Origin of the sequence: Jeotgalibacillus proteolyticus (genome assembly GCF_050107735.1) — a bacterium.
GTDB lineage: Bacteria > Bacillota > Bacilli > Bacillales > Jeotgalibacillaceae > Jeotgalibacillus > Jeotgalibacillus proteolyticus_A.
Genome location: NZ_JBNILO010000001.1, coordinates 101,070 through 125,882 on the forward strand (window position 1 = coordinate 101,070; position 24,813 = coordinate 125,882).

Annotated in this window: 26 protein-coding genes and 1 pseudogene; 22 read left to right on the forward strand and 5 right to left on the reverse strand. The window is 44.0% G+C overall.

Annotated features, from left to right (window positions below; genetic code table 11):
• The first annotated feature begins 26 nt into the window (after positions 1–26).
• The 7 genes from atpA to spoIID all read left to right on the forward strand — a co-directional run bounded on the left by atpA (position 27) and on the right by spoIID (position 8,121).
• Positions 27–1,535 carry a F0F1 ATP synthase subunit alpha gene (gene atpA, locus ACQCT8_RS00525; protein WP_426867745.1) on the forward strand — a complete coding sequence of 503 codons (1,509 nt, stop codon included), beginning with the start codon at positions 27–29 and terminating at the stop codon, positions 1,533–1,535.
• Positions 1,536–1,626: 91 nt separating this feature from the next.
• Entirely contained in the window at positions 1,627–2,487 is an 861-nt protein-coding gene (atpG, locus tag ACQCT8_RS00530; protein ID WP_426867746.1) for an ATP synthase F1 subunit gamma, read from the forward strand.
• A 282-nt stretch (positions 2,488–2,769) separates the two neighbouring features.
• Positions 2,770–4,179, forward strand: a complete 1,410-nt coding sequence (atpD, locus tag ACQCT8_RS00535; protein ID WP_426867747.1) for a F0F1 ATP synthase subunit beta — start codon at positions 2,770–2,772, stop codon at positions 4,177–4,179.
• A 22-nt stretch (positions 4,180–4,201) separates the two neighbouring features.
• Positions 4,202–4,606, forward strand: a complete 405-nt coding sequence (locus ACQCT8_RS00540; RefSeq protein ID WP_426867748.1) for a F0F1 ATP synthase subunit epsilon — start codon at positions 4,202–4,204, stop codon at positions 4,604–4,606.
• A gap of 260 nt (positions 4,607–4,866) precedes the next feature.
• Complete coding sequence (locus ACQCT8_RS00545) at positions 4,867–5,064, forward strand: DUF1146 family protein (RefSeq protein WP_426868285.1); 198 nt, start codon at positions 4,867–4,869, stop codon at positions 5,062–5,064.
• A 498-nt stretch (positions 5,065–5,562) separates the two neighbouring features.
• The gene (murA, locus tag ACQCT8_RS00550; protein WP_426867749.1) at positions 5,563–6,864 is read left to right on the forward strand and encodes a UDP-N-acetylglucosamine 1-carboxyvinyltransferase; all 1,302 of its coding nucleotides are present in this window, start codon (positions 5,563–5,565) and stop codon (positions 6,862–6,864) included.
• A 234-nt stretch (positions 6,865–7,098) separates the two neighbouring features.
• A complete protein-coding gene (spoIID, locus tag ACQCT8_RS00555) occupies positions 7,099–8,121 on the forward strand; it encodes a stage II sporulation protein D (protein ID WP_426867750.1) in 1,023 nt (340 codons plus the stop codon).
• A 34-nt stretch (positions 8,122–8,155) separates the two neighbouring features.
• On the opposite strand, the gene ACQCT8_RS00560 is transcribed toward spoIID, so the two are convergent.
• On the reverse strand, positions 8,156–8,593 hold the full coding sequence (locus ACQCT8_RS00560; protein WP_426867751.1) for a VanZ family protein: 438 nt from the start codon (positions 8,591–8,593) through the stop codon (positions 8,156–8,158).
• Between the two features lie 129 nt (positions 8,594–8,722).
• Here ACQCT8_RS00560 and ACQCT8_RS00565 point away from each other — a divergent pair, with 129 nt between their 5' ends.
• The 8 genes from ACQCT8_RS00565 to ACQCT8_RS00600 all read left to right on the forward strand — a co-directional run bounded on the left by ACQCT8_RS00565 (position 8,723) and on the right by ACQCT8_RS00600 (position 14,291).
• Positions 8,723–9,403 carry a peptidoglycan DD-metalloendopeptidase family protein gene (locus ACQCT8_RS00565; RefSeq protein ID WP_426867752.1) on the forward strand — a complete coding sequence of 227 codons (681 nt, stop codon included), beginning with the start codon at positions 8,723–8,725 and terminating at the stop codon, positions 9,401–9,403.
• A 193-nt stretch (positions 9,404–9,596) separates the two neighbouring features.
• The gene (spoIIID, locus tag ACQCT8_RS00570; RefSeq protein WP_278239908.1) at positions 9,597–9,842 is read left to right on the forward strand and encodes a sporulation transcriptional regulator SpoIIID; all 246 of its coding nucleotides are present in this window, start codon (positions 9,597–9,599) and stop codon (positions 9,840–9,842) included.
• 211 nt (positions 9,843–10,053) lie between these two features.
• Positions 10,054–11,055, forward strand: a complete 1,002-nt coding sequence (locus ACQCT8_RS00575; RefSeq protein WP_426867753.1) for a rod shape-determining protein — start codon at positions 10,054–10,056, stop codon at positions 11,053–11,055.
• A 328-nt stretch (positions 11,056–11,383) separates the two neighbouring features.
• Complete coding sequence (locus ACQCT8_RS00580; RefSeq protein ID WP_426867754.1) at positions 11,384–12,223, forward strand: flagellar hook-basal body protein; 840 nt, start codon at positions 11,384–11,386, stop codon at positions 12,221–12,223.
• 23 nt (positions 12,224–12,246) lie between these two features.
• On the forward strand, positions 12,247–13,083 hold the full coding sequence (locus ACQCT8_RS00585; protein WP_426867755.1) for a flagellar hook-basal body protein: 837 nt from the start codon (positions 12,247–12,249) through the stop codon (positions 13,081–13,083).
• A 13-nt stretch (positions 13,084–13,096) separates the two neighbouring features.
• Positions 13,097–13,381, forward strand: a complete 285-nt coding sequence (locus tag ACQCT8_RS00590) for a DNA-directed RNA polymerase subunit beta (RefSeq protein ID WP_426867756.1) — start codon at positions 13,097–13,099, stop codon at positions 13,379–13,381.
• Positions 13,382–13,410: 29 nt separating this feature from the next.
• Positions 13,411–13,833, forward strand: coding sequence for a 3-hydroxyacyl-ACP dehydratase FabZ (fabZ, locus tag ACQCT8_RS00595; RefSeq protein ID WP_041061690.1), 423 nt, complete (start codon positions 13,411–13,413; stop codon positions 13,831–13,833).
• Between the two features lie 146 nt (positions 13,834–13,979).
• Positions 13,980–14,291: a hypothetical protein gene (locus tag ACQCT8_RS00600; protein WP_426867757.1), complete on the forward strand. Its 312-nt coding sequence runs from the start codon at positions 13,980–13,982 to the stop codon at positions 14,289–14,291.
• Between the two features lie 229 nt (positions 14,292–14,520).
• Here ACQCT8_RS00600 and ACQCT8_RS00605 read toward each other — a convergent pair whose 3' ends face one another.
• Positions 14,521–14,667, reverse strand: a complete 147-nt coding sequence (locus ACQCT8_RS00605; protein WP_426867758.1) for a hypothetical protein — start codon at positions 14,665–14,667, stop codon at positions 14,521–14,523.
• A gap of 153 nt (positions 14,668–14,820) precedes the next feature.
• The gene (locus ACQCT8_RS00610; RefSeq protein ID WP_426867759.1) at positions 14,821–15,249 is read right to left on the reverse strand and encodes a YwpF family protein; all 429 of its coding nucleotides are present in this window, start codon (positions 15,247–15,249) and stop codon (positions 14,821–14,823) included.
• Positions 15,250–15,488: 239 nt separating this feature from the next.
• Between ACQCT8_RS00610 and ACQCT8_RS00615 the strand changes: the two genes are divergently transcribed.
• On the forward strand, positions 15,489–15,884 hold the full coding sequence (locus tag ACQCT8_RS00615) for a single-stranded DNA-binding protein (protein ID WP_336618986.1): 396 nt from the start codon (positions 15,489–15,491) through the stop codon (positions 15,882–15,884).
• A 150-nt stretch (positions 15,885–16,034) separates the two neighbouring features.
• Here the strand turns inward: ACQCT8_RS00615 and ACQCT8_RS00620 are convergent, their stop codons facing one another.
• Both ACQCT8_RS00620 and ACQCT8_RS00625 read right to left on the reverse strand, forming a co-directional pair.
• Positions 16,035–18,866 carry a DEAD/DEAH box helicase gene (locus tag ACQCT8_RS00620; protein ID WP_426867760.1) on the reverse strand — a complete coding sequence of 944 codons (2,832 nt, stop codon included), beginning with the start codon at positions 18,864–18,866 and terminating at the stop codon, positions 16,035–16,037.
• Positions 18,853–20,418 (reverse strand): SWIM zinc finger family protein, encoded by a 1,566-nt coding sequence (locus tag ACQCT8_RS00625; RefSeq protein WP_426867761.1) that lies wholly within the window; start codon positions 20,416–20,418, stop codon positions 18,853–18,855. Before ACQCT8_RS00625 ends, ACQCT8_RS00620 begins: the two co-directional genes overlap by 14 nt.
• Before the next feature lie 290 nt (positions 20,419–20,708).
• On the opposite strand from ACQCT8_RS00625, the gene ACQCT8_RS00630 reads away from it, so the two are divergent.
• The 6 genes and pseudogenes from ACQCT8_RS00630 to ACQCT8_RS00655 all read left to right on the forward strand — a co-directional run bounded on the left by ACQCT8_RS00630 (position 20,709) and on the right by ACQCT8_RS00655 (position 24,812).
• The gene (locus ACQCT8_RS00630; protein WP_426867762.1) at positions 20,709–20,987 is read left to right on the forward strand and encodes a hypothetical protein; all 279 of its coding nucleotides are present in this window, start codon (positions 20,709–20,711) and stop codon (positions 20,985–20,987) included.
• A 40-nt stretch (positions 20,988–21,027) separates the two neighbouring features.
• Entirely contained in the window at positions 21,028–21,573 is a 546-nt protein-coding gene (locus ACQCT8_RS00635) for a GNAT family N-acetyltransferase (RefSeq protein ID WP_426867763.1), read from the forward strand.
• Positions 21,574–21,594: 21 nt separating this feature from the next.
• Positions 21,595–22,068, forward strand: coding sequence for a GNAT family N-acetyltransferase (locus tag ACQCT8_RS00640; protein ID WP_426867764.1), 474 nt, complete (start codon positions 21,595–21,597; stop codon positions 22,066–22,068).
• A 128-nt stretch (positions 22,069–22,196) separates the two neighbouring features.
• Positions 22,197–22,988, forward strand: coding sequence for an NUDIX domain-containing protein (locus tag ACQCT8_RS00645; RefSeq protein WP_426867765.1), 792 nt, complete (start codon positions 22,197–22,199; stop codon positions 22,986–22,988).
• Between the two features lie 55 nt (positions 22,989–23,043).
• On the forward strand, positions 23,044–23,604 hold the full coding sequence (locus tag ACQCT8_RS00650; protein ID WP_426867766.1) for a cysteine hydrolase family protein: 561 nt from the start codon (positions 23,044–23,046) through the stop codon (positions 23,602–23,604).
• Between the two features lie 89 nt (positions 23,605–23,693).
• A pseudogene (locus ACQCT8_RS00655) lies at positions 23,694–24,812 on the forward strand (nicotinate phosphoribosyltransferase).
• Position 24,813: the final 1 nt, after the last annotated feature.

The window sequence follows — 24,813 nt, forward strand, 5'->3', positions numbered from 1 at the left end:
GATCCACTAAATGAGGGGTGACATTCATGAGCATCAAAGCTGAAGAAATCAGTGCGCTGATCAAACAGCAGATTGAGAACTATCAATCGGACATTCAAGTAACAGAGGTTGGTACCGTTATCGAAATCGGTGATGGTATTGCCCGTGCTCATGGCCTTGATAACGTCATGGCTGGAGAGCTTGTTGAATTCTCCAATGGTGTTATGGGTATGGCGCAAAACCTGGAAGAAAATAATGTTGGTATTATTATTCTTGGACCATACCGTGATATCAAAGAAGGCGATGAAGTTCGTCGTACAGGCCGTATCATGGAAGTTCCGGTTGGCCCTGAGCTAATCGGACGTGTAGTAAATCCACTTGGACAGCCAGTGGATGGAATGGGACCAATTTCAACATCAAAATCTCGTCCAATCGAGAGCCCGGCACCTGGTGTTATGGCGCGTAAATCTGTTCACGAACCGCTACAAACAGGCATTAAAGCAATCGATGCTCTTGTGCCGATCGGCCGTGGCCAGCGTGAGCTGATTATCGGTGACCGTCAGACAGGTAAAACGTCTGTTGCCATCGATACAATTCTAAATCAAAAAGACCAGGACATGGTTTGTATTTATGTAGCCATCGGTCAAAAAGAATCAACGGTCCGCGGAACAGTTGAAACGCTTCGTAAGCATGGAGCACTTGACTACTCGATCGTTGTAACAGCATCTGCATCTCAGCCTTCTCCATTGCTGTACCTTGCTCCATACACAGGAATCACAATGGCTGAAGATTTCATGTTAGACGGCAAGCATGTTCTTGTTGTATATGACGATCTTTCTAAACAGGCAGCTGCTTACCGTGAGCTTTCCCTACTTCTACGCCGTCCTCCAGGTCGTGAAGCATACCCTGGTGACGTATTCTATGTGCACAGCCGTTTGCTTGAGCGTGCAGCAAAATTAAACGAAACACTTGGATCAGGTTCAATTACAGCTCTTCCATTCGTTGAGACACAGGCGGGCGATATTTCAGCTTATATCCCAACAAACGTTATCTCAATTACTGATGGACAGATCTTCCTTCAGTCTGATTTATTCTTCTCGGGTGTTCGTCCAGCGATCAATGCCGGTCTTTCTGTATCACGTGTTGGTGGTTCCGCTCAAATTAAAGCAATGAAAAAAGTTTCCGGTACACTGCGTCTTGACCTTGCTGCTTACCGTGAACTTGAAGCATTTGCTCAGTTTGGTTCAGACCTTGATAAAGCAACACAAGGAAAGCTTAACCGGGGTGCGCGTACAGTTGAAGTACTGAAGCAGGACTTGAATAAACCGCTAAAGGTTGAAAAGCAGGTTATGATTCTTTACTCATTAACACGCGGACACCTGGATGACATTCCTGTAAAAGATATTCGCCGTTTTGAAAACGAGTTCCTCAGCTGGTTGGATTCAAACCACACTGACTTGTTGGATCAAATCCGCACTACTCATGGTCTTCCTGAAGACGAGGCAATGGTAGCGGCAATCAACGGATTCAAAAAGACGTTTGCGAAAAGTGAGTAAGCGAACTCGCTAAGCGGCAATAAAAGAAACCATGTTGATCGGTGAGAACTCACTGGATCCACATTTTTAACCAAAAGGGTGGTGAGAACCAATGGCATCGTTACGCGATATAAAAAACCGGATTACATCGACTAAAAAGACCAGTCAGATCACAAAGGCTATGGAGATGGTATCTGCTTCCAAGCTGAGCCGTGCAGAGTCGAACGCTAAAGCATTCGTCCCTTACATGGAGAAAGTAGAAGAAGTAGTAGCATCCATCGCTGTAGGAGCGAAAGATGCAACGCATCCAATGCTTGTATCCCGCCCTGTTTCAAAAACTGCTTACCTGGTGATTACATCGGATAGAGGACTTGCCGGCGCTTACAATTCAAACGTTTTGCGCGCTGCTTATAATGCAATCCAAAGCCGCCATACAAGCACAGATGAGTATGTGGTCATGACTGTAGGCCGTGTAGGCCGCGACTTTTTTGCGAAAAAAGAGGTTAACATTATCGATAGCATCCTTGGATTACCAGATCAGCCAATCTTTGCTGACATCAAGGAAATTACAAGCAAGGCAGTAGGCTTGTATGCAGATGGAGCGTTTGACGAGCTTTATATGTATTACAATCACTTTGTCAGTGCAATCTCTCAGGAAGTAACGGAAAGAAAAGTTCTCCCTCTTACAGATGTAGCCTCTGTTTCCAACAAGCTGACATCCTATGAGTTTGAACCTTCTGCTGAAGCTATTCTTGAAGTGCTTTTGCCTCAATATGCAGAAAGCCTGATCTATGGGGCGCTGCTTGACGGAAAAGCGAGTGAGCACGCTGCGCGTATGACAGCAATGAGAAGTGCAACTGATAATGCGAAAGAGCTAATCGACTCGTTATCTCTATCCTACAACCGTGCACGTCAAGCCGCGATTACACAGGAAATCACAGAAATCGTCGGCGGAGCAGCCGCACTGGAATAATCAGAAAAGCGAAGGCGGCCGATCAGCCCCGACAAGCGTAAGGCATGAAGGCCTTGTGAACGCAGTTTGTTCACATGGACGTCATGACTTACGACCTCGAGGGGTTGGCCGCCGGAGCTGGACAATAGAAAAGCGAAGGCGGCCGATCAGCCCCGGCAAGCATAAGGCATGAAGGCCTTATGAACGCAGTTTGTTCATATGGAAATTGTACTTGTGATATCAGGGCAACCCCGCCTCCGTTTAACCATACGTTAATAAAATAGCAAGCTAGGAGGGAAAAACATGAATAAAGGACGCGTTCAAAAGGTAATGGGTCCGGTTATCGATGTAAAGTTCGATAACGGCCAGCTGCCTGATATTTTTAACGCTTTAACGGTGCCTGTCGGTGCCAAAGGCGATGTGACGCTTACGTTAGAAGTTGCGCTTCACCTTGGTGATGACGCAGTTCGTACGATTGCGATGTCCTCTACAGATGGAGTAACGCGTGGAGCTGAGGTTACTGACCTTGGTTCTCCGATCTCTGTACCGGTAGGAGATGTAACACTTGGACGTGTTTTCAACGTACTGGGAGAAGCAATCGACTTAGCGGAGGAATTGGCGCCGACAACCCGTCGCGACCCGATTCACCGTTTGGCACCAACATTTGAACAGCTTTCAACTGATACGGAAATTCTTGAGACAGGAATCAAGGTTGTAGACCTTCTGGCTCCATATATCAAGGGTGGAAAGATCGGTCTCTTCGGAGGAGCCGGTGTTGGAAAAACCGTACTGATTCAGGAATTGATCAACAATATCGCTCAAGAGCACGGCGGGATCTCTGTTTTCGCCGGTGTAGGAGAGCGTACACGTGAAGGAAATGACCTTTTCCATGAGATGACGGATTCTGGCGTTATTAAAAAGACAGCCATGGTATTTGGCCAGATGAATGAGCCGCCTGGTGCACGTATGCGTGTTGCCCTTTCCGGTTTGACAATGGCTGAGTATTTCCGTGATGAGCAAGGACAGGACGTTCTTCTTTTCATCGATAACATCTTCCGTTTCACTCAAGCAGGTTCAGAGGTATCGGCACTTCTTGGCCGTATGCCATCAGCCGTTGGTTACCAGCCGACACTTGCTACAGAAATGGGTCAGCTGCAAGAGCGCATCACATCTACAAATGTCGGTTCTGTTACATCGATTCAAGCGATCTACGTACCAGCCGATGACTATACAGATCCGGCTCCTGCAACGACATTTGCCCACTTGGATGCTACGACAAACCTTGAGCGTAAGCTTTCAGAAATGGGTATTTATCCTGCGGTGGATCCACTTGCTTCAACTTCACGTGCATTGTCACCTGAAATCGTTGGAGAAGAGCATTACGCAATTGCACGTGAAGTGCAGCAGACACTTCAGCGCTATAAAGAACTTCAGGATATTATTGCAATCCTTGGAATGGATGAGCTTCAAGATGAAGATAAACAGATCGTGTCCCGTGCACGCCGTATTCAATTCTTCTTATCTCAAAACTTCCACGTAGCAGAACAATTTACAGGTCAAAAAGGTTCTTACGTACCAGTAGCTGAAACAATCTCTGGTTTTAGAGCTATTCTTGACGGTAAATATGATCACCTTCCTGAAGATGCATTCCGTCTGGTGGGACGCATTGAAGAGGTTATCGAAGCTGCGAAGAAAATGGGCGTAGAGGTATAATTAGGGACCAGGAGGGGAAAAAATGAAGACCGTTAAAGTCAGTATTGTCACTCCCGATGGCCCTGTGTACGAGTCTGATGTGGAAATGGTAAGCACAAAAGCTCAAAGCGGTGAACTTGGCATTTTACCAGGGCACATCCCAATGGTTGCGCCGCTTGAAATTGGTGCTGTCCGACTTAAAAGAGAAGGACACACGGATTATGTAGCTGTAACAGGCGGCTTCCTGGAAGTTCGTCCTGAGCAGGTAACCATCCTTGCTCAAGCTGCAGAGCCGGCAGACCAGATTGACGTTGAACGTGCGAAGGAAGCGAAGCAGCGTGCTGAGAAAAACCTTCAAGCAAACCAGGATAACATTGACTTCAAACGAGCTGAATTGGCACTTCGTCGTGCGATGAACCGGATTGAAGTACACCAGCATGATCGGTAAAAAAAGTTAAGAGAGAGTTGGCTCTTCCCAATAAGGAGAACCACTTCCAGTTGCATGTCAAGCAGTATTCCAATACCGGCTCTTTATTCCGGATTCAGCCAATGGGCTTTTCGGATGGAGCCGGTATTTTTATTTTTAAAAAGGTACATTTGCCCTCATCTTTGAAACAAGCCAAAAGAAGGAGAAGGCATCTTGTATTATTTAAATTGTGACAGGGGGAAATTCCAGTGGATGTTTTTGGACAGCAGGCTTTAGTGAGCATGATTATTCATTTAACGTTTATCGCATTAGCTTTTTGGTCACTTCAGGCGCTTCGGATTGACAAGGCACTCAGGGTCAATAAAGTCATGCAGGCCAGGGTTTTGCTTATTTTACTCAGTGTAGCAATCGGTTCAAGTGTAGCAGACTTTTTTCTTTCATATTCGAGCTGGGCACAGCAGCTGCCTTATATATGGTAAAAGATAAATTGTGAACAATGAAAGCTCTTTCATTTTAAAAATTTGATTTTTTAAGTAAAAAGTGTTGTTTTGCACTATTAAATTATGCTTTAATGGTTTATTTTTATCTATGGGTGGAATACTCAACCATTGGGTCATTACAAAATTCATCAGAAATTGAAGCTCTCTATATATAAGAGATTTCATGTATTGCATTGATGTGGAGAGTTTTAAACCGGGGCGGATAAAACAACCCGGTGAAAATTCGACAGTCATTTTCGACGTATTTAGGCAAGACGTGACTTTTTTCTCTTGTATTAAAGAGTTTCAAAGTGATATGATTTGTGATGTTTTAGTTTTATAAACTACAAGATAACTTGTATATGAAATGTATTGATTGCTTGCAACCTTGCCAATAGAAAATGACAGGCTACAAGGAAAAGACGACCAATTTTCACTTTAGCCGCTAATGTTGAATATGAATAATAGTACAGAATTAAGACGCGGAGGGGAAATCAATTGGATAAAATTATCGTACGCGGCGGAAATGCGCTGCAAGGAACAGTTAAAGTAGAAGGAGCGAAAAATGCAGTCCTTCCTATTCTCGCAGCAGCTTTACTTGCAAGCGAAGGAAAAAGCACACTTTTAGATGTACCGGCTTTGTCGGATGTAAATACGATCAACGAGGTTTTGCGTCATTTGAATGCGGACGTGGAATACTCTGCGGATGAAAACAAAATTGTCGTGGATGCTCAGGAACAGCTGGAAGTAGAGGCGCCTTTCGAATACGTTCGTAAAATGCGTGCTTCCGTTCAGGTAATGGGTCCTCTATTAGCACGAAACGGCCATGCTCGTGTAGCGCTTCCTGGAGGCTGTGCAATCGGTTCTCGTCCCATCGATCTTCATCTTAAGGGCTTTGAAGCAATGGGTGCTCAGGTTACAGTAGGAAATGGATTTATTGAAGCAAAAGTAGACGGACGTCTGCAAGGTGCTAAAATATATCTTGATTTTCCAAGTGTAGGTGCAACTGAAAACATTATGGCTGCTGCAACGCTGGCTGAGGGTACAACCACGATTGAAAATTGTGCGAAAGAACCGGAAATCGTTGATATGGCAAACTACATGAATAAGATGGGCGCTAAAATTAAAGGCGCAGGTACAGATACCATCCGTATTGAAGGGGTAAGCCACCTGACAGGAGCAGTTCACAATATTATTCCTGACCGTATTGAAGCAGGGACATTCATGATTGCTGCGGCTATTACAAACGGTAATGTGCTGATTGAAAACGCGGTGCCTGAACATCTTGCATCCGTTACAGCTAAACTCAAAGAGATGGGTGTATCGGTTGAAGAAGAAGATGAAGGCCTTCGTGTAATTGGACAGCCCAATTTAAGATCAGTCGATATTAAAACGATGCCGCATCCTGGATTCCCAACGGATATGCAGTCCCAAATGATGGCTCTTATGCTTCGGGCGCAGGGCACAGGAATGATTACAGAAACCGTATTTGAAAATCGCTTTATGCATGTGGAAGAATTCCGACGCATGAATGCAAATGTTAAAATAGAAGGACGTTCTGTCATTATGAAAGGACCTAGCGATCTTCAGGGAGCTGAAGTAGCTGCAACGGATTTGCGTGCAGGCGCTGCACTGATTTTGGCTGGTCTTGTTTCTGACGGCTATACACAGGTAACAGAACTGAAGCATTTGGATCGTGGATATGTTAATTTCCATGAAAAACTTGTCTCACTTGGTGCAGATGTAGAACGCATCAATGAAGAAGTGCAAGTAAAAGAAGAAGAAGCAGTTCGAGCATAAGAACTTATCCTATTTTTTTCATAGCATGCTCAATTATACTCGTAATCTTATTAGCAGTATATACACGTATCATCGTGTGTATACTGCTTTTTAGTTTGAAAGCCTATTATTTTTCTGCTGGGAGTCGTATAAAAGTGAATAATTTTCTCTTCTATTTGACTGCTTGTCTCGTGTTCTATAATTTTCCCGTACGCATAGAGTTTCATGAGTAAGAAATGTCAAGGAGGGAGTTATTTGAAGAAACAGAAGCCGCTATGGATCATACCAATTTCGTACATGATCATCCTGCTACTTATCCCAGCTGTAATCCTTCTCCCATTTTCGTCGAAGGAACAAAAAACAAGTGAACAAACGGAGGACACCGAAGTGAAAGAAAATGAAAATGCTCCAGTTTCCTCTGAACTGACCGTTTCTGTTTTCAGAGATCAGTCAGGAACAGTAGAAGAGTTCGAGCTTGAAACATATGTAGCAGGAGTTGTGGCAAGCGAAATGCCAGCTTCCTTTGAAGAAGAGGCGCTGAAAGCTCAGGCGCTCGCTGCAAGAACCTATGTAACACGCCTGATAGCAGCTGGCGGTGCAGAAGGGTTGCCGGAAAAAGCAGACATTACCGATACTACCGCTCATCAAGTATTTAAAAACGATAAAGAACTAAAAAGTCTCTGGTCGGATGAGTTTGAATGGAAAAAAGAAAAGATTGCTGAAGCAGTCTCAGCTACAAAAGGAGAAGTACTGACATATGACGGCAAGCCGATTACAGCGTCTTTCTTCTCTACCAGCAACGGCTGGACTGAAAATGCTAAAGACTACTGGACAGAAGACATCCCTTATTTGCAATCAGTTGAAAGCAGCTGGGATGAATCGGTGGCACCTGAATTTTTACATGAAGTCACCATTCCGGTAAGCGAATTTGAAGAAAAGCTCGGGATTACGCTAAGCAAGGGAGAAATCGGAACGGTCATGGAACGGACGCCAGGTCATCGTGTGAAAACGGTGGACATTGCAGGGCAGACCTTTACCGGCAGAGATATTCGGGAAAAACTCGGGCTAAGATCAACTGATTTTCATTGGACACAGCAAGGGGACTCTATCATTATCCAAACGAAAGGCTATGGCCACGGGGTAGGAATGAGCCAGTATGGAGCCAACGGCATGGCGAAGGAAGGAAAAACCTACGGAGAGATCGTAACTCACTATTTTAAAGGGGTGGAAATTGCGTCTGTTGAAACGGTCCTTCCCTCCTTGCTTGCACAGAGGTAATAAAAAAAGATCAAGCGCCCAATGCTTGATCTTTTTAATTTGCTTTAAACCACATTTCAAATCCCTGGAGCCTTTTTGCCACCCATCCATTCTTCTTGGAAAAATAAGCGCGCTGAATCACCACATACACGATAATTACTCCCATTAAGTCCTTAATTGCATCTATCACCGTCGCTGAGCGCGATGGAACGAACGCCTGATGAATTTCATCCAGGAGACCGTAAAAAGCGGCAAAAACGGCTGCAGCAGTGTGTGTGGCAGTGGTCAGTTTTCCGTGGGCGAGCAAGGCAATAATAAAAAGAAAATGGAGAATCCCGAATTCCACTAAATGCAGAGATTCTTTTATAAATAAATCAAGCGATTCATTCTGTAAGGCAAAGACCGTATCCGAAGGCCGGTTCGAAAGGAACCAGATCAAACTCATATAAAGAAAAGGCAGAGCGGTAAAAAAAATCTTCACCCAATTTTTCATGCAGCTTATCCTCTCAATGAAAGTTATTCTAGTGGATTGTATCACGGAGATACACTTTTTTAAGAAAAATTTTGTGACAATGTATAGAATTTCCTTTAACCGTTCAAAATGGTTGCTGAGGTGATGAAAATGAGTCAGGGAGACAAAAACAATTCTACCCTAAAATCAAACTTGAAAGGTTTTATGAAAAAGCGCTGGTCGCTGCCTGTCTTATATCTGGCATGTGCAGCAGTTGTAGTGTCCACCGTTTTTGTGCTGCAAAGTCCTGGTGATAAAGAAGTAGCAACAGTCACAGAGGAATTTTCAACAAACCAGAACCGTACCGACTGGGTTCAGGAATCAGACGGTGAAGTAACAGAAGTTAATCAGCCAACGGAAAAAATGGCAATGCCGGTCGTAGATCCATCTGCAATCACAATTCATCGTTCTTTTTATGATCAGGATGCATCTGCCGAGGAACAGCAGGAATCACTTGTTGTTGTGAATCAAAGCTACTCAACCAATCTTGGAATTGACATTGTTCAGGATGGAAAAGAGTTTGATGTAACGGCTGCGTCAAGCGGCGAAGTTACACTGGTACAGGAAGACCCATTTGTCGGTAATTTAGTGGAAATTCAGCATGCGGACGGTCTTGTAACAAAGTACAGTGCAATTAAAGACATCTCTGTACAAGTTGGAGATCAGGTAAAGCAAGCACAGCCAATTGCTAAAGCTGGTGTAAGTGAATTAAACACAGAAGCTGGCACACATCTTCACTTTGAAGTATATAAAGATGGTGTAGCAGTAAATCCGGTTTCATTTGCAGAATAATTCACAGCAGGGCCGTATAATCCTAAAGGATTATACGGTCTTTTTGCGCATCCAAAAAGGTATCCAGACATTCTTTGAAAACGATTTAAATTAACTGAAAAAATCAAGCATACCTGTGTCACCACCCTGCATATAATGGGACAAATGGAGGGGGTCACTCCCCTGGATTGATCCCCTGTGGGAGGCCGGAGCAGTGCACGACTACATCAGGGAGAGAACGCTCTTGGTTGGAAAGCATATAGTGGAGACGAGACAAACCGTACGCGTCACTGCCAAAACCTTTGGTGTATCTAAAAGCACCGTGCACAAGGATCTGACCGAGCGACTGCCTGAGCTAAATCCGGCATTAGCCAACGAAGTAAAAATTATTCTCGACTATCATAAATCGATAAGGCATCTTAGGGGCGGGCAAGCTACAAAACAAAAGTACAAGGGATAAGAGGTTATGAATCAAACATTTGTTTGGTTCATGACCTCTTGTCTTTGTTGTGGTAATATATACTTATTGGACTATGCTTACATGCAATAATGCGGTGAGCCTTATCTGGTCACGCATTCCATACATAAATAAGCTGATCGGAATCCAAAGCGCTTAGGAAAATAGATCGATACATATGTACGGGTAGAGTAGAAGGGAGAAAAGACAAGAAATGTTTGCTAAAGATATTGGGATTGACCTCGGAACAGCCAACCTGCTGATTCATGTTAAAGGAAAAGGAATTGTTTTAAACGAACCGTCCGTTGTAGCCATTGATAAAAATACCAATCGGGTGCTTGCTGTAGGTGAAGAGGCCCGCAATATGGTCGGGAGAACCCCTGGAAACATCGTTGCAATCCGTCCGCTGAAAGATGGGGTCATTGCGGATTTTGATGTGACAGAAGCGATGCTTAAGCATTTTATCAACAAGCTGAACGTAAAAGGGTTTTTATCCAAGCCGCGCATTTTAATCTGCTGCCCGACAAACATCACGAGTGTTGAGCAAAAAGCGATCCGTGAAGCAGCCGAAAAAAGCGGCGGAAAAAAGGTGTTCCTTGAAGAAGAACCGAAAGTGGCAGCAATCGGAGCCGGAATGGACATTTTTCAGCCCAGCGGCAATATGGTCGTAGATATCGGCGGCGGAACAACAGACGTAGCGGTCCTTTCTATGGGGGACATTGTCACTTCTTCATCAATCAAAATGGCAGGCGATCAATTTGACGCAGACATCTTAAACTATGTTAAAAAAGAGTACAAGCTTCTTATTGGTGAGCGTACTGCAGAAAATATTAAAGTAAATATCGCTACGGTCTTTCCTGATTCGCGTCATGAAGAGCTCGAGATTCGGGGAAGGGATATGGTCAGCGGACTGCCGCGCACCATTACGATTACATCAGGTGAAGTCGAAGGCGCACTTCGTGAATCCATCTCTGTCATTGTTCAGGCTGCGAAAAACGTGCTGGAAAAAACACCGCCTGAGCTGTCAGCGGATATTATTGACCGCGGTGTTATTTTGACAGGTGGCGGAGCGCTTCTTCACGGAATCGACCAGCTTCTTGCAGAAGAATTGAAAGTTCCTGTATTTGTAGCCGAAAACCCAATGGACTGTGTTGCGATCGGTACAGGCGTAATGCTTGAAAATATCGACAAAATCCCTCACCGGCGCATTGGCTGATAAGCGGTAGCGAAAAGGCTGGTTTTTGTTTGTCCATCTAATGTCGGATAAGCAAAAACCATCCCGAATAGCCATCCACATTTCGACAGAATCAAGGTATAATAGGATAGGATTGTGTTCTCCTCCCGAGCACGTCCATCTAAACAAACCTGTAAACTGACCGATACATAAAGAGCCACCGTTTTTAATCAATAGGCTTTGCTGCAGTGCCCGACTCGCGATATCAGTGGAGCGATGCGTGAGAATAAAGGCACGAATCAGTGGAGAAATATTCGTCATCCCAAATAAGCAAGCCCTAAAATACGTGAGCTACACAAGAGGTGAAGAAATGTTTAGAGGATTTTACACAGTTGCGACCGGAATGATCGCACAACAAAGAAAAACAGAAATGCTGACCAATAATATGTCCAATGTGAATACACCCGGCTTCAAGGCGGACCAATCCTCCATGAGAGCTTTTCCCGACATGCTGCTATCAAGCCTTGGCGAATCAAAGATACCATCCCAAAATGGGGGAACTCTGTCAAACAGCCCAGTCGTCGGCGCTTTGAACACGGGTGTATATATGCAGGAAACCATGCCGCATTTTACACAGGGAGATGTTAGAGAGACCGGCTTATCAACCGACATAGCCCTTGTTCAAGGGAATATGCCGATCAATGAAGACACTGGAAGAGCAGGAGCGATCTTTTTTGCCCTTGAAAATGAAGATGGAGCGGACCGTTTTACCAGAAACGGAAATTTTACGCTTGATGGACAAGGGTTTTTAACGTCCTCTGAGGGGTATTATGTACTGGATGAAGCGGGAAACCGCATTGAACTGCAAAACGACCGGTTCACTGTTCAGGAAAATGGTGTGGTGACACAGGATGGACAGAATGTGGCAAGAATCGGTGTCACGTATTCGGAAGACCCGATGAATCTGATTAAAGAAGGAAACGGTCTCCTGCGGGCGCCTGATGACGCAGTGCTTGAAAATGCTTATGCTAGTGAAGAAATTTCCTTTTCAGTCTCGCAGGGGTCTCTCGAAAGGTCCAATGTGGACAGTGCACGCACCATGACGGATATGATGACGTCCTACCGTGCATTTGAAGCCAACCAAAAGGTCCTGCAGGCATATGACCGCAGCATGGAAAAAGCGGTAAACGAAGTCGGACGGGTGAACTAAATGCACGTGAAGGAGGACGTTTTATGATCCGCACAATGGTAACAGCCACAAATACGATGGGACAGCTGCAAAAACAGCTCGACATGATTTCAAATAACATCGCCAATTCGTCTACAACTGGCTACAAGCAGACTACGGCATCTTTTAATTCCTTGCTGACGCAGCAGGTTCAAAATCAGCGCGGAGACACAGGAGAGCGTCTAACACCCCCTGGAGTCCGTATGGGGAATGGAGCAAGAATCGCTCAATCACAGCTTCTCGGGCAGCAGGGCAGTCTTCAGCGAAGCGACCGCCCGCTGGACTTTGCATTTAATGCGGAAAACCAGTATTTTAAAGTACTCGTTCAGGATGCAGAGGGCAGCACAGAGCAGAACTATACCCGTAAAGGCGATTTTTTCTTTTCGCCTATTAATAATGATGAAGTGATGCTTGTGGACGGACAGGGAAATGCCATCCTCAATCAAAACGATCAAATCATCACGTTTGACGGACCTGTAAATGATATTCAGCTTAGAGACAACGGTGTCCTGGCCGTGAATGCAAACGGCACTGAACAGCTGGTGGAACTTGGAATCGTTGATCTGCAGCGGCCGCAGCTGATGGACCGCGTCTCAAGTGTTTATCTGGGTATGCCGGACAATCGTGAAGAGCTTGGCGTTGAGCCTGGGGAAATCATGGTCCAGCTTGAAGGAGCATTACGCGGTGAGATTGGGCTTGAACAGGGAGCTTTGGAGCAATCCAATGTGGACCTTTCTCAATCGTTTACCGACCTAATAGAGGTACAAAGAAATTACCAGTTTCATTCAAGAGCGATATCGATTTCAGACCAGATGTCCGGTCTTGTGAACGGAATGCGTTAAAGGAGATTTTAAAATGAAAAAGACCCCGAGGCTAACCAAAGAAGAAAAAGTGAAAGCAAAGCAGGAGAAAGCGGCAGCAAAAAAAGAAAGCAGCAGCGGCACTACGCCTAGATGGGTACAGGTTCGTCTGTTGCCGATTTTTGTCCGAGTGATCATCGTATTGGTCCTTGCTGCAGGATGCTTGCTGCTTGGACTTATGGTGGGCTACGGAGTGATAGGTGACGGAAACCCGCAGGATGCGCTCAAGAAAGAAACCTGGACGCATATCATGGATATCGTCACAAAAGATACTGAATAATAAATCTGCTTTAATCAGGAGGAAATGCTATGCTGAATACACAACAAATCAAAGAAATTATTCCACATCGCTATCCATTTTTACTGATCGATAAAATCATTGAAATTGATGAAGGCAAGAGGGCAGTGGGCATTAAAAACGTAACGGCAAACGAAGAATTCTTCAATGGTCATTTTCCGGACTATCCGGTTATGCCAGGTGTCCTGATTGTAGAAGCACTGGCCCAGACAGGCGCTGTTGCAATGCTCAAACAGGAAGAGTATAAAGGCAAACTGGCTTTTTTCGCCGGCATTGATAACTGCCGTTTCAAACGTCAGGTAAAACCTGGGGATCAGCTGCGTCTTGAAGTGGAAATTGTCCGCTTTAAAGGGCCGATTGGAAAAGGGAAAGCAACTGCAACAGTAGACGGGGAAATCGCCTGCGAAACGGAAATCACGTTCGCAATAAAATAATTCTGCCGGACGAAAGCGCTATGAAAGAATGGCTGCTTTCGTCTTTATTATGTCCTGTCAACCATACATAATCCCTCTCTCTCTGGAGAAACTACGTGAAGACCGGACAACTGGTCATCAATCCAATCGAAAGGAGAGGGACACACATGAATAAGTTTCTTAAGATCACTGCAGGTTCTTTGCTTGCAGCAGCATTGATGGTTGGCTGTAACATGGACGACAATGCAAAAGACGACAATGCCAACGAATCCATGATGGATGATGCGGTAAACGAAACCAACAACGTACTTGACCGTGAAACAGAAGACATGGATATGATGGAAGACAAAGACCAGAACTCGTTAAACGAGAACATTGAAGAAAATGATAATGGCATCGTGGATGACGAAGAAGGAAACAGAGAAGACGTAATTGAAGAAAATAAAGACCGTGAAGATCGCGACAACCGCGACGAGTAATAAGCCGCAAAGTAAAAACCTGAGACACTTGTCTCAGGTTTTTTACCGGTTTCTCTGTCATCAGGTGGACGCTTTTAGAAGCTTGAATTCTCCACAGACAGGGCATGATGGAGTCTCATGCAGCCATTATATAAAGAAGGAGTTGCAGCCTTCTTCTCTGCTCACTTATCTTTGCGATTCATATGACGTAGATCACACTACTTTTACAGTTACGGGACTAGCTTTTTGTTTAAAATGTTATAAGCTGAACCAGCTTTCCTCCATGATAGCTTGATTTTTTGCAGAGGTAGGACTTGATCCATTTGCGATTCGCGCTTTCCAGCAAGTAATTATAATTGAAATACCAGAATTGATGCCATTTTTGTCGTAAACGCATAAAGTATACCTCCTAAAGAATATTCGCTTCACTTATAGGATAACGAAAAATTGTTTAGGAAATGTAAACATGGTTTAAAGATCATATTACAAGTAACGATAAAAGACAAAAATGAATTGAAGAAAAGTTTTTAGACAGAAATGTGTTAAATACTTAGCTCTTTTTCAGCCTTGGCCGTTCCTTCATCTGTGTACGAAACTCATGCAGCAGGTCGTTCCCTGTTAAATCAGACTTCGATACCAGGTGATCAAGCAGATTTTCGGCGTATTCGTTCCGCTGATTGCGAAGGTTTCCAGTGAAAAGCACACTGATTTTATCTCCAATGTGGCGCACGTTATGGACGTGGGCGTAGAAAGACGCAGGATCATTTTTTTCGCTTGAAATAACAGCGAGGACCTCTAAGTCTTCACGATTCTGCTGGGCATTTTTGAAATAATCGAGTTCAGTATCTTCTAAAAAAGCTTCGAGGATCCACGTTTGTTTATCATCTTCCTTATTGATAATAAGGCCGTCAAAAAGGTGAAAGGAACGGACCGAGTCTTCCTCGGCAATCTTTAGATTTACAAGCTTAAACGTCTTCATCCTAAAGCCTCCTTCTAACTTTTATACGCTTTATTATAGCATATTGGCTGCCGCGGAAAAAAAGCTATAACGCATTCTTTTCCATTTTCCTTGTGGACATCGAGGTAAAAAGACCTAAAATAGTCAGAAAAAAAGGAATTTTTCACTCCGATCTTTAGGGAGAATTCTCCCTAATCCATATTTTACAATTCAAAAACCGTGAAGTATGATGATCTCAGCCTTAAGAAAGGAGGAAAAAAATGATCAATCATGTAACGCTTGTCGGACGATTAACGAAGGATCCGGACCTGAGAGCTACACAAAACGGAAAATATGTTTTATCCGTTCAGATTGCCGTAAATCGTCCATTTAAAAATAATCAGGGCGAACAGGAAGCAGATTTTGTGCGCTGCACGATCTGGAACCGAACAGCTGAGTCCACGGCAAAATATTGTTCAAAAGGCTCGCTTGTCGGCGTTACAGGCAGAATTCAAACCAGTTCGTTTGAAAAAGAAGGATCGAGACAATATGTCACGGAGGTCATTGCTGAATCCGTGCGTTTTCTAGAGTCGAGGCGCTCCTCGTTTTCACCGGCTGAATCTCCAGCTCATTATCCTGCATCCAGTCAAACACTTCATGTCGAAACCTTTCAATAATCCCTGAACCATCCACGCAATAAACCCTATATGAATAAACTACCCCGCTACACACCCGCACGACCCTATTACTGGCAGCTCCTCCCCAGAGTGCCATCCATTCCTCTGCAATAAAAAAGCCCCAGATGCATTTCACTGGGGCTCCTCTTGTTACGGGGACAACACAAGCAAATCCTCAAGCTCCTGATTCGAAAGCTCGGTGATCCACTGATCGCCTTTTATAATTTCCTCATTTAATGATTGTTTTTTCTCAAGCATCAGATCAATTTTTTCTTCAACGGTTCCGGAAGAAATAAATTTATGAACATGAACAAAACGCGTCTGACCGATCCGGTATGCCCGGTCTGTAGCTTGATTTTCGACAGCTGGATTCCACCAGCGGTCGTAGTGAATCACATGATTCGCTGCAGTCAGCGTTAAACCGGTCCCTCCGGCCTTTAATGATAGAATAAAAATGGGGAAGGTTCCGTTTTGGAACTGCTCAACCATTTCGTCCCGGCGATTTTTAGGCGTCGACCCATTTAAAAAGGGAACATTGACACCATATTTTTTCTCAAGTACGTCTTTGATCATATTGCCCATTGAAATATACTGAGTGAAAATAATAGTGCCTTCTTCTGCTTCCATAATCTGCTCCACAAGATCCATCAGCTTAAGCATTTTTTCAGAACGCTCTGTTACATATTCAGGATCCGCCTCGCGTAAAAATAGCGCAGGATGATCGCACAGCTGCTTCAGCCGGTTCAGCATTTGCAGCACCATGCCCTTGCGTTCAATACCGCTTAAAGTAGGAAGCTTTTCCAGTGTATCTTTCACAAGCTGCTCATAAAGGGAAGCCTGCTCAGTGGTCAGCGGGCAAAATTCTTTCTGCTCAATTTTTGCAGGAAGATTTAAGCCGACTGCCGGATCATTCTTTGTCCTCCGCAGCAGAAACGGTCGGATTCTACCCTGAAGCTTCTTAGTAAGTGCCTCCGAGCTATCCCGTTCAATTGGCACGATATAGTGATGACGGAAAGAAGCGAGCGAGCCAAGATAGCCATGATTAATAAAATCAAAGATCGCCCAAAGCTCAGAAAGCCGGTTTTCCATTGGAGTCCCCGTAAGTGCGATGTGATGCAGCCCCTGAAGCTGACGAATTGCTCTTGATTGCTTCGTATGCGGATTCTTAATATTCTGGGCCTCATCAAGCGCAACAGAGGACCAGCGGATAGAGGTAAGCTCCTCCTGGTCAGCATGACACAGCCCGTAAGAGGTCAGCACAACGTCGGCCTGATCGATCGCAGAGGTGAAGCCATCTCCTTTAGCCCGGCTTGGTCCATAATGCAAATGAAGCGATAAAGAAGGAGCAAACCGTTCTATTTCTCTTTGCCAGTTTCCAAGGACAGAAGTCGGGCAGACAATTAAAAACGGTGTCTCCAATTTTTCGGTCCTTTTGACATGCAGCATGTATGAAATGAGCTGAATGGTCTTCCCAAGCCCCATGTCATCAGCCAAACACGCGCCAAAGTGATTGGTGCGAAGAAAATGCATCCAGCTGTACCCTTGCTGCTGATACGGACGAAGTGTTCCCAATAATTCTCCAGGAGCAGGAATGAGCGGGATTTTTCCAACGTCATTTAATGTATCAAGCATTGCCTTCATCGAGCGGTTAAGCTGATACTGAATGCGGAGATCATCCTCTTCTGATTCTATTTCATGTCCTGCTGCCTGATCGAGTTCCTGCTCAAGCAGATCACGCATCCGGATGCCGCGTTTTTTGGCATCGGCCATGGCCTGCTGAATACGCATAATTAACGCGGGATCCAGCGCAATCCAATTCCCGTTTATCTGGATGAAACGTCTTTTCTCATTTACAAGATCATTAAATTCATCATCGGTCATATCACTGCCGTTAATGGAAACCTTCCAGTCATATTCCACAAGCGAATCGAGCCCGACAAAAGAAGGGCGGTAGCTGTGATCGCCTTTGACGGCGGCTTTAAGCGCTACATTAGACTGCTGAATAGATTTCCACCATGAAGGAAGAAGAATCTCTACGTCGAGCGCCAAAAGCTTTTGGCTGCCTTCTGTTAAAAACAGCCACGCACGTTCTTCCGACATTTCAGTTTGCCAGACACCTTCATCTTTTAAATAAGGGATTAGGCGCACCCAGCGTGACAGTTCTTTTTCTATCTGAACTTTTTCTCCCTTCCACCGGTCCGGAAGCGAACGCTCAAGCGGGAGTGCCAGGTTTAAATCATATGTCCAGTCAGCCCGTCGCTGGTCACGAAGGAATGGCTGCATGGTCCACAGACCGTCTTGTGACACAGGCTCTTCAAATCGTATGCCAAAACGGTAAGGGGAAACGAGATCCTTTTCCTGCACCCAATTGGCCCATTTTTCTTCATCAAAATAAATAGACAGATCTTCAGGCGTCAGGGCATGGTTTTCATTGAATATACGTTTGGCAAGTCCCTGGCTTCTGTGGTGATGTTCAAAAAAATACGTAATCGCCTGCTGATACCAGTCGTTCATTTGCTCTTTTGCTTCTTCTTGTATGGGAGTGGAATCTTCACCACTCATATCCGTCCACTCTTCCCAAAAATCATCGCCAAGAACCATCGAAAACGATTCTTCCGTTTCTTCATCATGGGGCTGCCATTCATTCAGCCATTTGCCCTCTGTAATCCACTCAAAAAGAAGAGGTGCAGCATCATAGAAAAACTGCGCTGAGGGAGAAAAATCCCAATTGATACGCCCATGAAAGCTTGGCTGCGCAAAAAGTGTAAGAACCGCCCAGCTGTCGAGCACCACGCTGTGATCGGACGCATCCTCGTGCGTTTTCACCATCGTTCCGTGATAGCTTTCTTTATGCCATAAAAGAAGATGGCGCTGCCAGGCTTCCGGCTCCAGCAGCTCACCATCGTGATTGATAACCTGAAGGGAAAAATGACCATTTGAAAGCTTTTGAACGTCGATCATTTTGTATTCACTCATCCACATGAATCAACTTCCCCCTTCTGCATTCTTCATGAAAAGCCCGAAGCCGCCTGTGTTGAAGCAGGATGGCGTCAAAATAATGCTCCCATTTTTGCGTTTGATTGCTTTGTGTATAGATTTTCTTAAGCTTCTTTAAATAACTCACCGCTTTTCGGTACGTCTCCCGCTGACGGCCTGCGATCAGCTGTTCAACCCACTGGTGAAGAAGCGGTACAGCAAAATCCGGACGCTTGGTAATGAGCTGCTTAAATCCTGCAAGCTCCAGTTCTTCCGGCGTAAACCCAATCCAGTCCACCAGCTCCACCCATTCTTTGTAACGGCCTGCATCAAGCAGCAGTGAGCCTAAATGGCGTGCGCTGTAAGGAAGCAGGGATTCATAAACCGCAATGGTGGAATCCGCCGTATGCAAACGCAGCTTACCCGTTTCAAGCTTGCGGATGAGCCAATGAGCAAACGATCTTTTTTCTGATTCCGTCTCAAACTTTTCAACGTGAGCGGGGATTTTTTTCGGCAGCTCCTGTAAAATCGTCACCGCCGCATCCATCCGGTCATCCCACATCATCCATTCCATCCACCGCACAGCATGAGGCAGGACAGAAGGAGAGGACAAGCGGAATTGCTCTTTCCACACATCGTTTTTCATCAGCAGCAGGGCAAGACCCGTGCGTGCAAAATACAATTCATCTTTTTCTTCTGAAAGCTCAGAAATGCGGTCGAGCTCTTTTTCTCTCCACGCTTTGGAAGTAAAAAGCTGAAACCAAAGCAAGGAATAGACCGAGTAGGAAACGGGAGATGAGATCGCTTCAAGAAGCTCATGAGACCCCGTACGCAAATCCTCTAAAAACGGATCAAAGGCAAAAGGACGGGCATACACCGCCAGATCTGACAGCGCATCTTCCATTTCCTCCAGAATCATTCCCAGTATTTCCATCACACTTTCATTTGATAAGACAGAAGGATTGTGTGAATGAATTTCCCGCGAAACATAAATAAACAGCCAAAAGGAAGAATGCAGCTCATACAAAGGCTTCCATTCTTTTTCCATTGGCGTTTTCTTTTGAATCGTCAGCTGTGCATTTTTAATGTAATGATCAAACAAAAACGGCTGCTCAAGAAGCTGTGAATAGTTCATGGTGGAGATTGCTTCTTTTACAATCTGCTTCCACGCCTGTGGAGACTTTTCAATCTTGATCATGGCAGGCTTTTGATTTCTCCATTTTGTTATCCATTGACTGACGCTTGAAGTTTGCTGATAAAATTTAAAAAACACTGCCATGCGGTGACGGCACCAATTTTCCTCCGGACAGCTGCAGGAGCTCGATTTCTCGGGATCAAGCGAAATGCGGACATTCACCTGATACACATCCCGTACTTTAGCACGCAGCATATTCATAGACGGATCATACCCGCCGTCATATACGGTGCCTTGTCTATATAAGAAAAGCCCTTTTTGAATCAGGCGTTCATCTTGCTGGTTCGACGGCATAAATTGCTGAAAAAGCTTTTGCTCCAGCTTTTCAATACCGCTTGTAAATGATTGAGATTGAAAACTCATCGCATACCTACCACCTTTAGTAATCAAAAAAAACGTACCTTTTATTATACTCTATTTCCAGTAAAAAACGAACCGGCAGATGCAAGATAAGTAAAAAGGCAAAAAAGGAATGATGGATTTACCATTCTATATGGATATGGCTTGGGAAGATGATGATGACTTGGAATCCTCCAGACCTAATCTTATGTACAATGTTAAATTCGTTACTTATCTTGAGAATTTTGCTTTTCGTCCTCCCTATTTAAGTTATTATTTAACTATGAAAGGCTGCTTAAAAAAGGGGGCATCAAGTGATTCTTGAGATAGTTGCTAATATTTGTATGTCCATGGCAATGTTCATCCGCGGAAATCCAAGCGATGAAAAAGTGTTCAGAAATATAGAACTGTTAAAAAAAGCAGAGTGGTTTGAGCCGATTTATACGAGGAACAAAGATTTATTTACGAAGGATGAGCATCTTAGATACATCGTCGGATGGGCAAAAGTCGAAAAATCCTTAATAAACGAAAGAAAAGGTCAACAATTAAAGGAAGAGATCGTTGAAGCCTGCAGAAAAAGCCATATAAAATAGGTCGTCAAAGCGTATAAGTTGAATGAAGGAGGGTGCTGTAATGATTGAATTAAGATTTTTCAACCGTTCCGATTATCAGCAGCTAATAAGCTGGATAGAAAGTCCGGCCTTTTTAATGCAGTGGAGCGGACCGGGATTTCGTTTTCCATTAGATGAGAAGCAGCTGGATGAGTATCTGAAAGAGGCAAACGGGCACGATTCTAATGCGTTGATTTATACCGTTGCTGACAAAGAAACGGGAAATGCCATTGGACATATTTCATTAGGGAGAATAGACCGGGAAAATAGATCGGCCCGCGTTGGCAAGGTATTACTTGGAGACAAGAGTGTCAGAGGAAGAGGCATCGGTCAGCAAATGATAATTGAAATCCTCAAAATTGCATTTGACGAACTCGCTTTACATAGAGTCAGCCTTGGCGTTTTTGAGTTTAATTCCTCTGCTATTTCCTGCTATGAAAAAGCCGGATTTAAAAAAGAGGGATTGCTGAGAGATGCAAGAAACATGGGAAATGAATATTGGAGCTTGTGGGAAATGAGTATATTAGAGAATGAGTGGAGAGAGAGGAAAATGATGCAGGACAAATAACCGTTATGAAGAGGGATGCACGTGATCAGCTTTGAAGAAAACACCATACATAAATGGAAGATTGAAGTGGACATTATGAATTCGAATCCTTCGTATAATCGGATGTCTAAAAACAAAGCCACAGTCCAATTTCAGGACATACAGGATGAATATGAAGAATCGCACCGTCTGAAGACTGTCCGTCTAATGGTTAAGCAAAATGAAAAGTACATAGGGCTCGTTGATTATTGCCTGGAAAACCCTTCTGACAAACTGCCATGGATCAGTTTGTTTGTGATTCATGCGGATAAACAGGGAGCTGGCATTTCGACAAAAGTGTACCGCCAGCTCGAACAACTGATTAAACAGCAGGGAAAAGACAACCTGCGTCTGGCCGTTCATAAAGAAAACGAGAAAGCAGTCGTGTTTTGGACAAAGATGGGATTTACTAAGTTCAAGGAAGTGACGTTGGCAGGTAAACTGCATGACTGTCTGGAAAAGGAATTAATTAGATAACTTATTCATTGACGGAATTACAAAAATAAGGTAACCTATAGGAAATAACTAATTAACAAAAAGTTAATTAGTTCAAGGCATACTTCGATAAACCTTTTAGAAGAAAATAGGAAGGATGGGTGAAGGCGTTGACCGATCGATCGGAAGAAGAATTTCTGCAAATATATGACTCCGAAAAGTATGTGACACCGGACGGGTATACCTCTGACATAGCTGTTTTCACGATTGTTTCTGAAAAGAACACGCGATCCAAAATACCCAAAAACGTGCTGAAGCTCATGCTTATAAAAAGGCACACAAAAGATCATGAAGGCAATCCTAACATAGAAGGCGGGAAGTGGGCATTGCCTGGAGGATTTGTGCAGCCTGATGAAACAGCTTTTAAAGCAGCAGTACGGGAATTGGAAGAAGAAACAAGTGTTAAGGATATCCATTTAGAGCATTACCAAGTGTATGATCAACCAGGCAGAGACCCAAGAGGATGGATTATTTCCAATGCTCATTACGCCATTGTAAAAGAACAGTATCTGGACAATAAAAAAGCCAATGACGATGCCCAGGAGGTTGAACTATTCAGTATGGAAGAAATTGATTCCCTGAATCTAGCGTTTGACCATGAAAGGATCATTAAAGATGCTTTTAATATTATTAAAAGAGAAATGATTCAAACCACATTAGCAAAAGAATTTCTGCCAAAAGAATTTATCGCTTCTGAGCTGCAAAATGTCTTATTGACTGTTACTGACAAATCGTCGATCAAAGGTAAATCAGCCTGGTCCAGAAAAATCAAAAACCTAAGCTTTATTGAACCCGTACTGACTGAAGAGGGAATGCCAAAAACGACCCAGCGCTATTCAGACCGGCCATCTGCATTGTTCAAATTCGTAGACAAAGAAGTGCCGGTCCCATCACTCTACTAATTTTTTAGCATAACTAATTAACATTTAGTTAATTAGCATAATAGAGAGGAGAAAGATGATAATGAACACAGGTAAAGCAAGAGAAGCTCTATTAATTGTTGATATGAGTAATGATTTTGTGGCAGACAAAGGTACACTCACCGCCGGCAAAACGGCACAGGAAATTGTTCCTTACATTAAAGGGTTAGCATCAGCGTTTCTCGAAGAGGGTAATGTGGTAGTGGTTGCGATGGACGCTCACCAGCCCGATGACCCGCATTTTGACCTATGGACACCTCATAATATTGTCGGTACTGAAGGTCAACAGTTATATGGTGAGCTTACTGACTGGTATAAAGTGAATGCCGAAAACGAAAACCTTCTTTATGTCCCGAAATCAAACTATAATGCATTTTTCAAAACAGATCTGGCTGAGACACTAAAACAGCTAGATGTTGAAAAGGTACATGTTACCGGCGTTTGCACGGATATCTGTGATTTTCTAACAGTAGCAGGGGCAGATGCAGAAGGGTTTAAAACAGCCATTCATAAAAGAGGAGCGGCGACGTTCACGGACCTTGGAGAAACGATGATGCAGCATATGAAGCTATGCTTTCACACCGAAATCATTGACTAAGCTCAAGGGTTCAGCAACGTATGGACCTGGTTTTCCATTAGGCAATTATGACCAGTCCTATAAAGATTACTGATAGGAGGAGAGGGAACATGGAAAAAGAAATTGAATTAAAAATACAAGGGAAAATCGAGAGACTTACAAACGAAACATTCAACTTTGATGAACGGGTTGGAGAAGGCTGGTATTCAGCAGTTTATTTCCTGAAAACCAGAGAAATTGCGAAGAAATACAAATCAGATAAAGTCGTCACCATGCAGTTTTTTCAAAAAGAAGAAGCCGTTTTATGCGGAATGGACGAAGTCATCGCTCTTATTCACACCTTTGCAGAGGAACCAGAGAACCTGGAAATTTACGCACTGCAGGATGGAGAAAGCATCAGTCCCTTTGAAACCGTCCTGACTATAAAAGGTCATTACCACCAGTTTGGCTACTTAGAAGGGGTCATAGATGGTATATTGGCAAGAAGAACCAGCGTTGCTACAAATGTGTACCGGGTGGTAAAAGCTGCGGGAGATAAAAAAGTCATTTTCATGGGAGACCGGGATGACCATTTCAGCAACCAGGCAGGGGACGGATACGCAGCCTTTATAGGCGGAATGAGTGCTCAGGCAACGCATGCCATGAACGAATGGTGGGGCGAATAAGGTCTTGGCACGATGCCTCATGCTATGATTCAGTTATTTAATGGTGACATCGTAGAAGCCTCAAAAGCCTACTTAGAGACATTCCATGAGGACGATTTAATTGCCCTGGTGGATTATAACAACGATGTCATTACGGATTCTCTGAAAGTCGGGAAAGCATTCGGACAAAAACTTAAAGGAGTTCGAATAGATACGTCGAAAACCATGATGGATCAGTACTTTATCCGAAACCAGGAAATGCTGGGTTCCTTTGACGCAAGCGGTGTCAATGTTCCTTTAGTGAAAGCATTGCGGGAAGCACTGGATGGCGAAGGACTTCACCATGTTCAGATTGTCGTAAGCGGCGGGTTCACGTCTGATAAAATTAAACGGTTTGAAAAAGAAGAGGCGCCTGTAGATGTATATGGCGTTGGAGGCAGTTTACTAAAGGTGAACATTGGATTTACCGGAGATGATGTATTATTAGACGGGAAACACGAAGCGAAAGCGGGAAGGAAATTCAACAGCAATCCAAGATTGAAAGAAGTTCCGATGCAAATTCAAACCAGTGGAGAGGGGAAATGAA

Coding starts and splice junctions, on each gene's coding strand:
- atpA (WP_426867745.1), top strand. CDS start 27: ATGAGCATCAAAGCTGAAGAAATCAGTGCGCTGATCAAACAGCAGATT.
- atpG (WP_426867746.1), top strand. CDS start 1,627: ATGGCATCGTTACGCGATATAAAAAACCGGATTACATCGACTAAAAAG.
- atpD (WP_426867747.1), top strand. CDS start 2,770: ATGAATAAAGGACGCGTTCAAAAGGTAATGGGTCCGGTTATCGATGTA.
- ACQCT8_RS00540 (WP_426867748.1), top strand. CDS start 4,202: ATGAAGACCGTTAAAGTCAGTATTGTCACTCCCGATGGCCCTGTGTAC.
- ACQCT8_RS00545 (WP_426868285.1), top strand. CDS start 4,867: ATGATTATTCATTTAACGTTTATCGCATTAGCTTTTTGGTCACTTCAG.
- ACQCT8_RS00560 (WP_426867751.1), bottom strand. CDS start 8,593: ATGAAAAATTGGGTGAAGATTTTTTTTACCGCTCTGCCTTTTCTTTAT.
- ACQCT8_RS00565 (WP_426867752.1), top strand. CDS start 8,723: ATGAGTCAGGGAGACAAAAACAATTCTACCCTAAAATCAAACTTGAAA.
- ACQCT8_RS00575 (WP_426867753.1), top strand. CDS start 10,054: ATGTTTGCTAAAGATATTGGGATTGACCTCGGAACAGCCAACCTGCTG.
- ACQCT8_RS00580 (WP_426867754.1), top strand. CDS start 11,384: ATGTTTAGAGGATTTTACACAGTTGCGACCGGAATGATCGCACAACAA.
- ACQCT8_RS00585 (WP_426867755.1), top strand. CDS start 12,247: ATGATCCGCACAATGGTAACAGCCACAAATACGATGGGACAGCTGCAA.
- ACQCT8_RS00590 (WP_426867756.1), top strand. CDS start 13,097: ATGAAAAAGACCCCGAGGCTAACCAAAGAAGAAAAAGTGAAAGCAAAG.
- fabZ (WP_041061690.1), top strand. CDS start 13,411: ATGCTGAATACACAACAAATCAAAGAAATTATTCCACATCGCTATCCA.
- ACQCT8_RS00600 (WP_426867757.1), top strand. CDS start 13,980: ATGAATAAGTTTCTTAAGATCACTGCAGGTTCTTTGCTTGCAGCAGCA.
- ACQCT8_RS00605 (WP_426867758.1), bottom strand. CDS start 14,667: ATGCGTTTACGACAAAAATGGCATCAATTCTGGTATTTCAATTATAAT.
- ACQCT8_RS00610 (WP_426867759.1), bottom strand. CDS start 15,249: ATGAAGACGTTTAAGCTTGTAAATCTAAAGATTGCCGAGGAAGACTCG.
- ACQCT8_RS00615 (WP_336618986.1), top strand. CDS start 15,489: ATGATCAATCATGTAACGCTTGTCGGACGATTAACGAAGGATCCGGAC.
- ACQCT8_RS00620 (WP_426867760.1), bottom strand. CDS start 18,866: ATGTGGATGAGTGAATACAAAATGATCGACGTTCAAAAGCTTTCAAAT.
- ACQCT8_RS00625 (WP_426867761.1), bottom strand. CDS start 20,418: ATGAGTTTTCAATCTCAATCATTTACAAGCGGTATTGAAAAGCTGGAG.
- ACQCT8_RS00635 (WP_426867763.1), top strand. CDS start 21,028: ATGATTGAATTAAGATTTTTCAACCGTTCCGATTATCAGCAGCTAATA.
- ACQCT8_RS00650 (WP_426867766.1), top strand. CDS start 23,044: ATGATAATGAACACAGGTAAAGCAAGAGAAGCTCTATTAATTGTTGAT.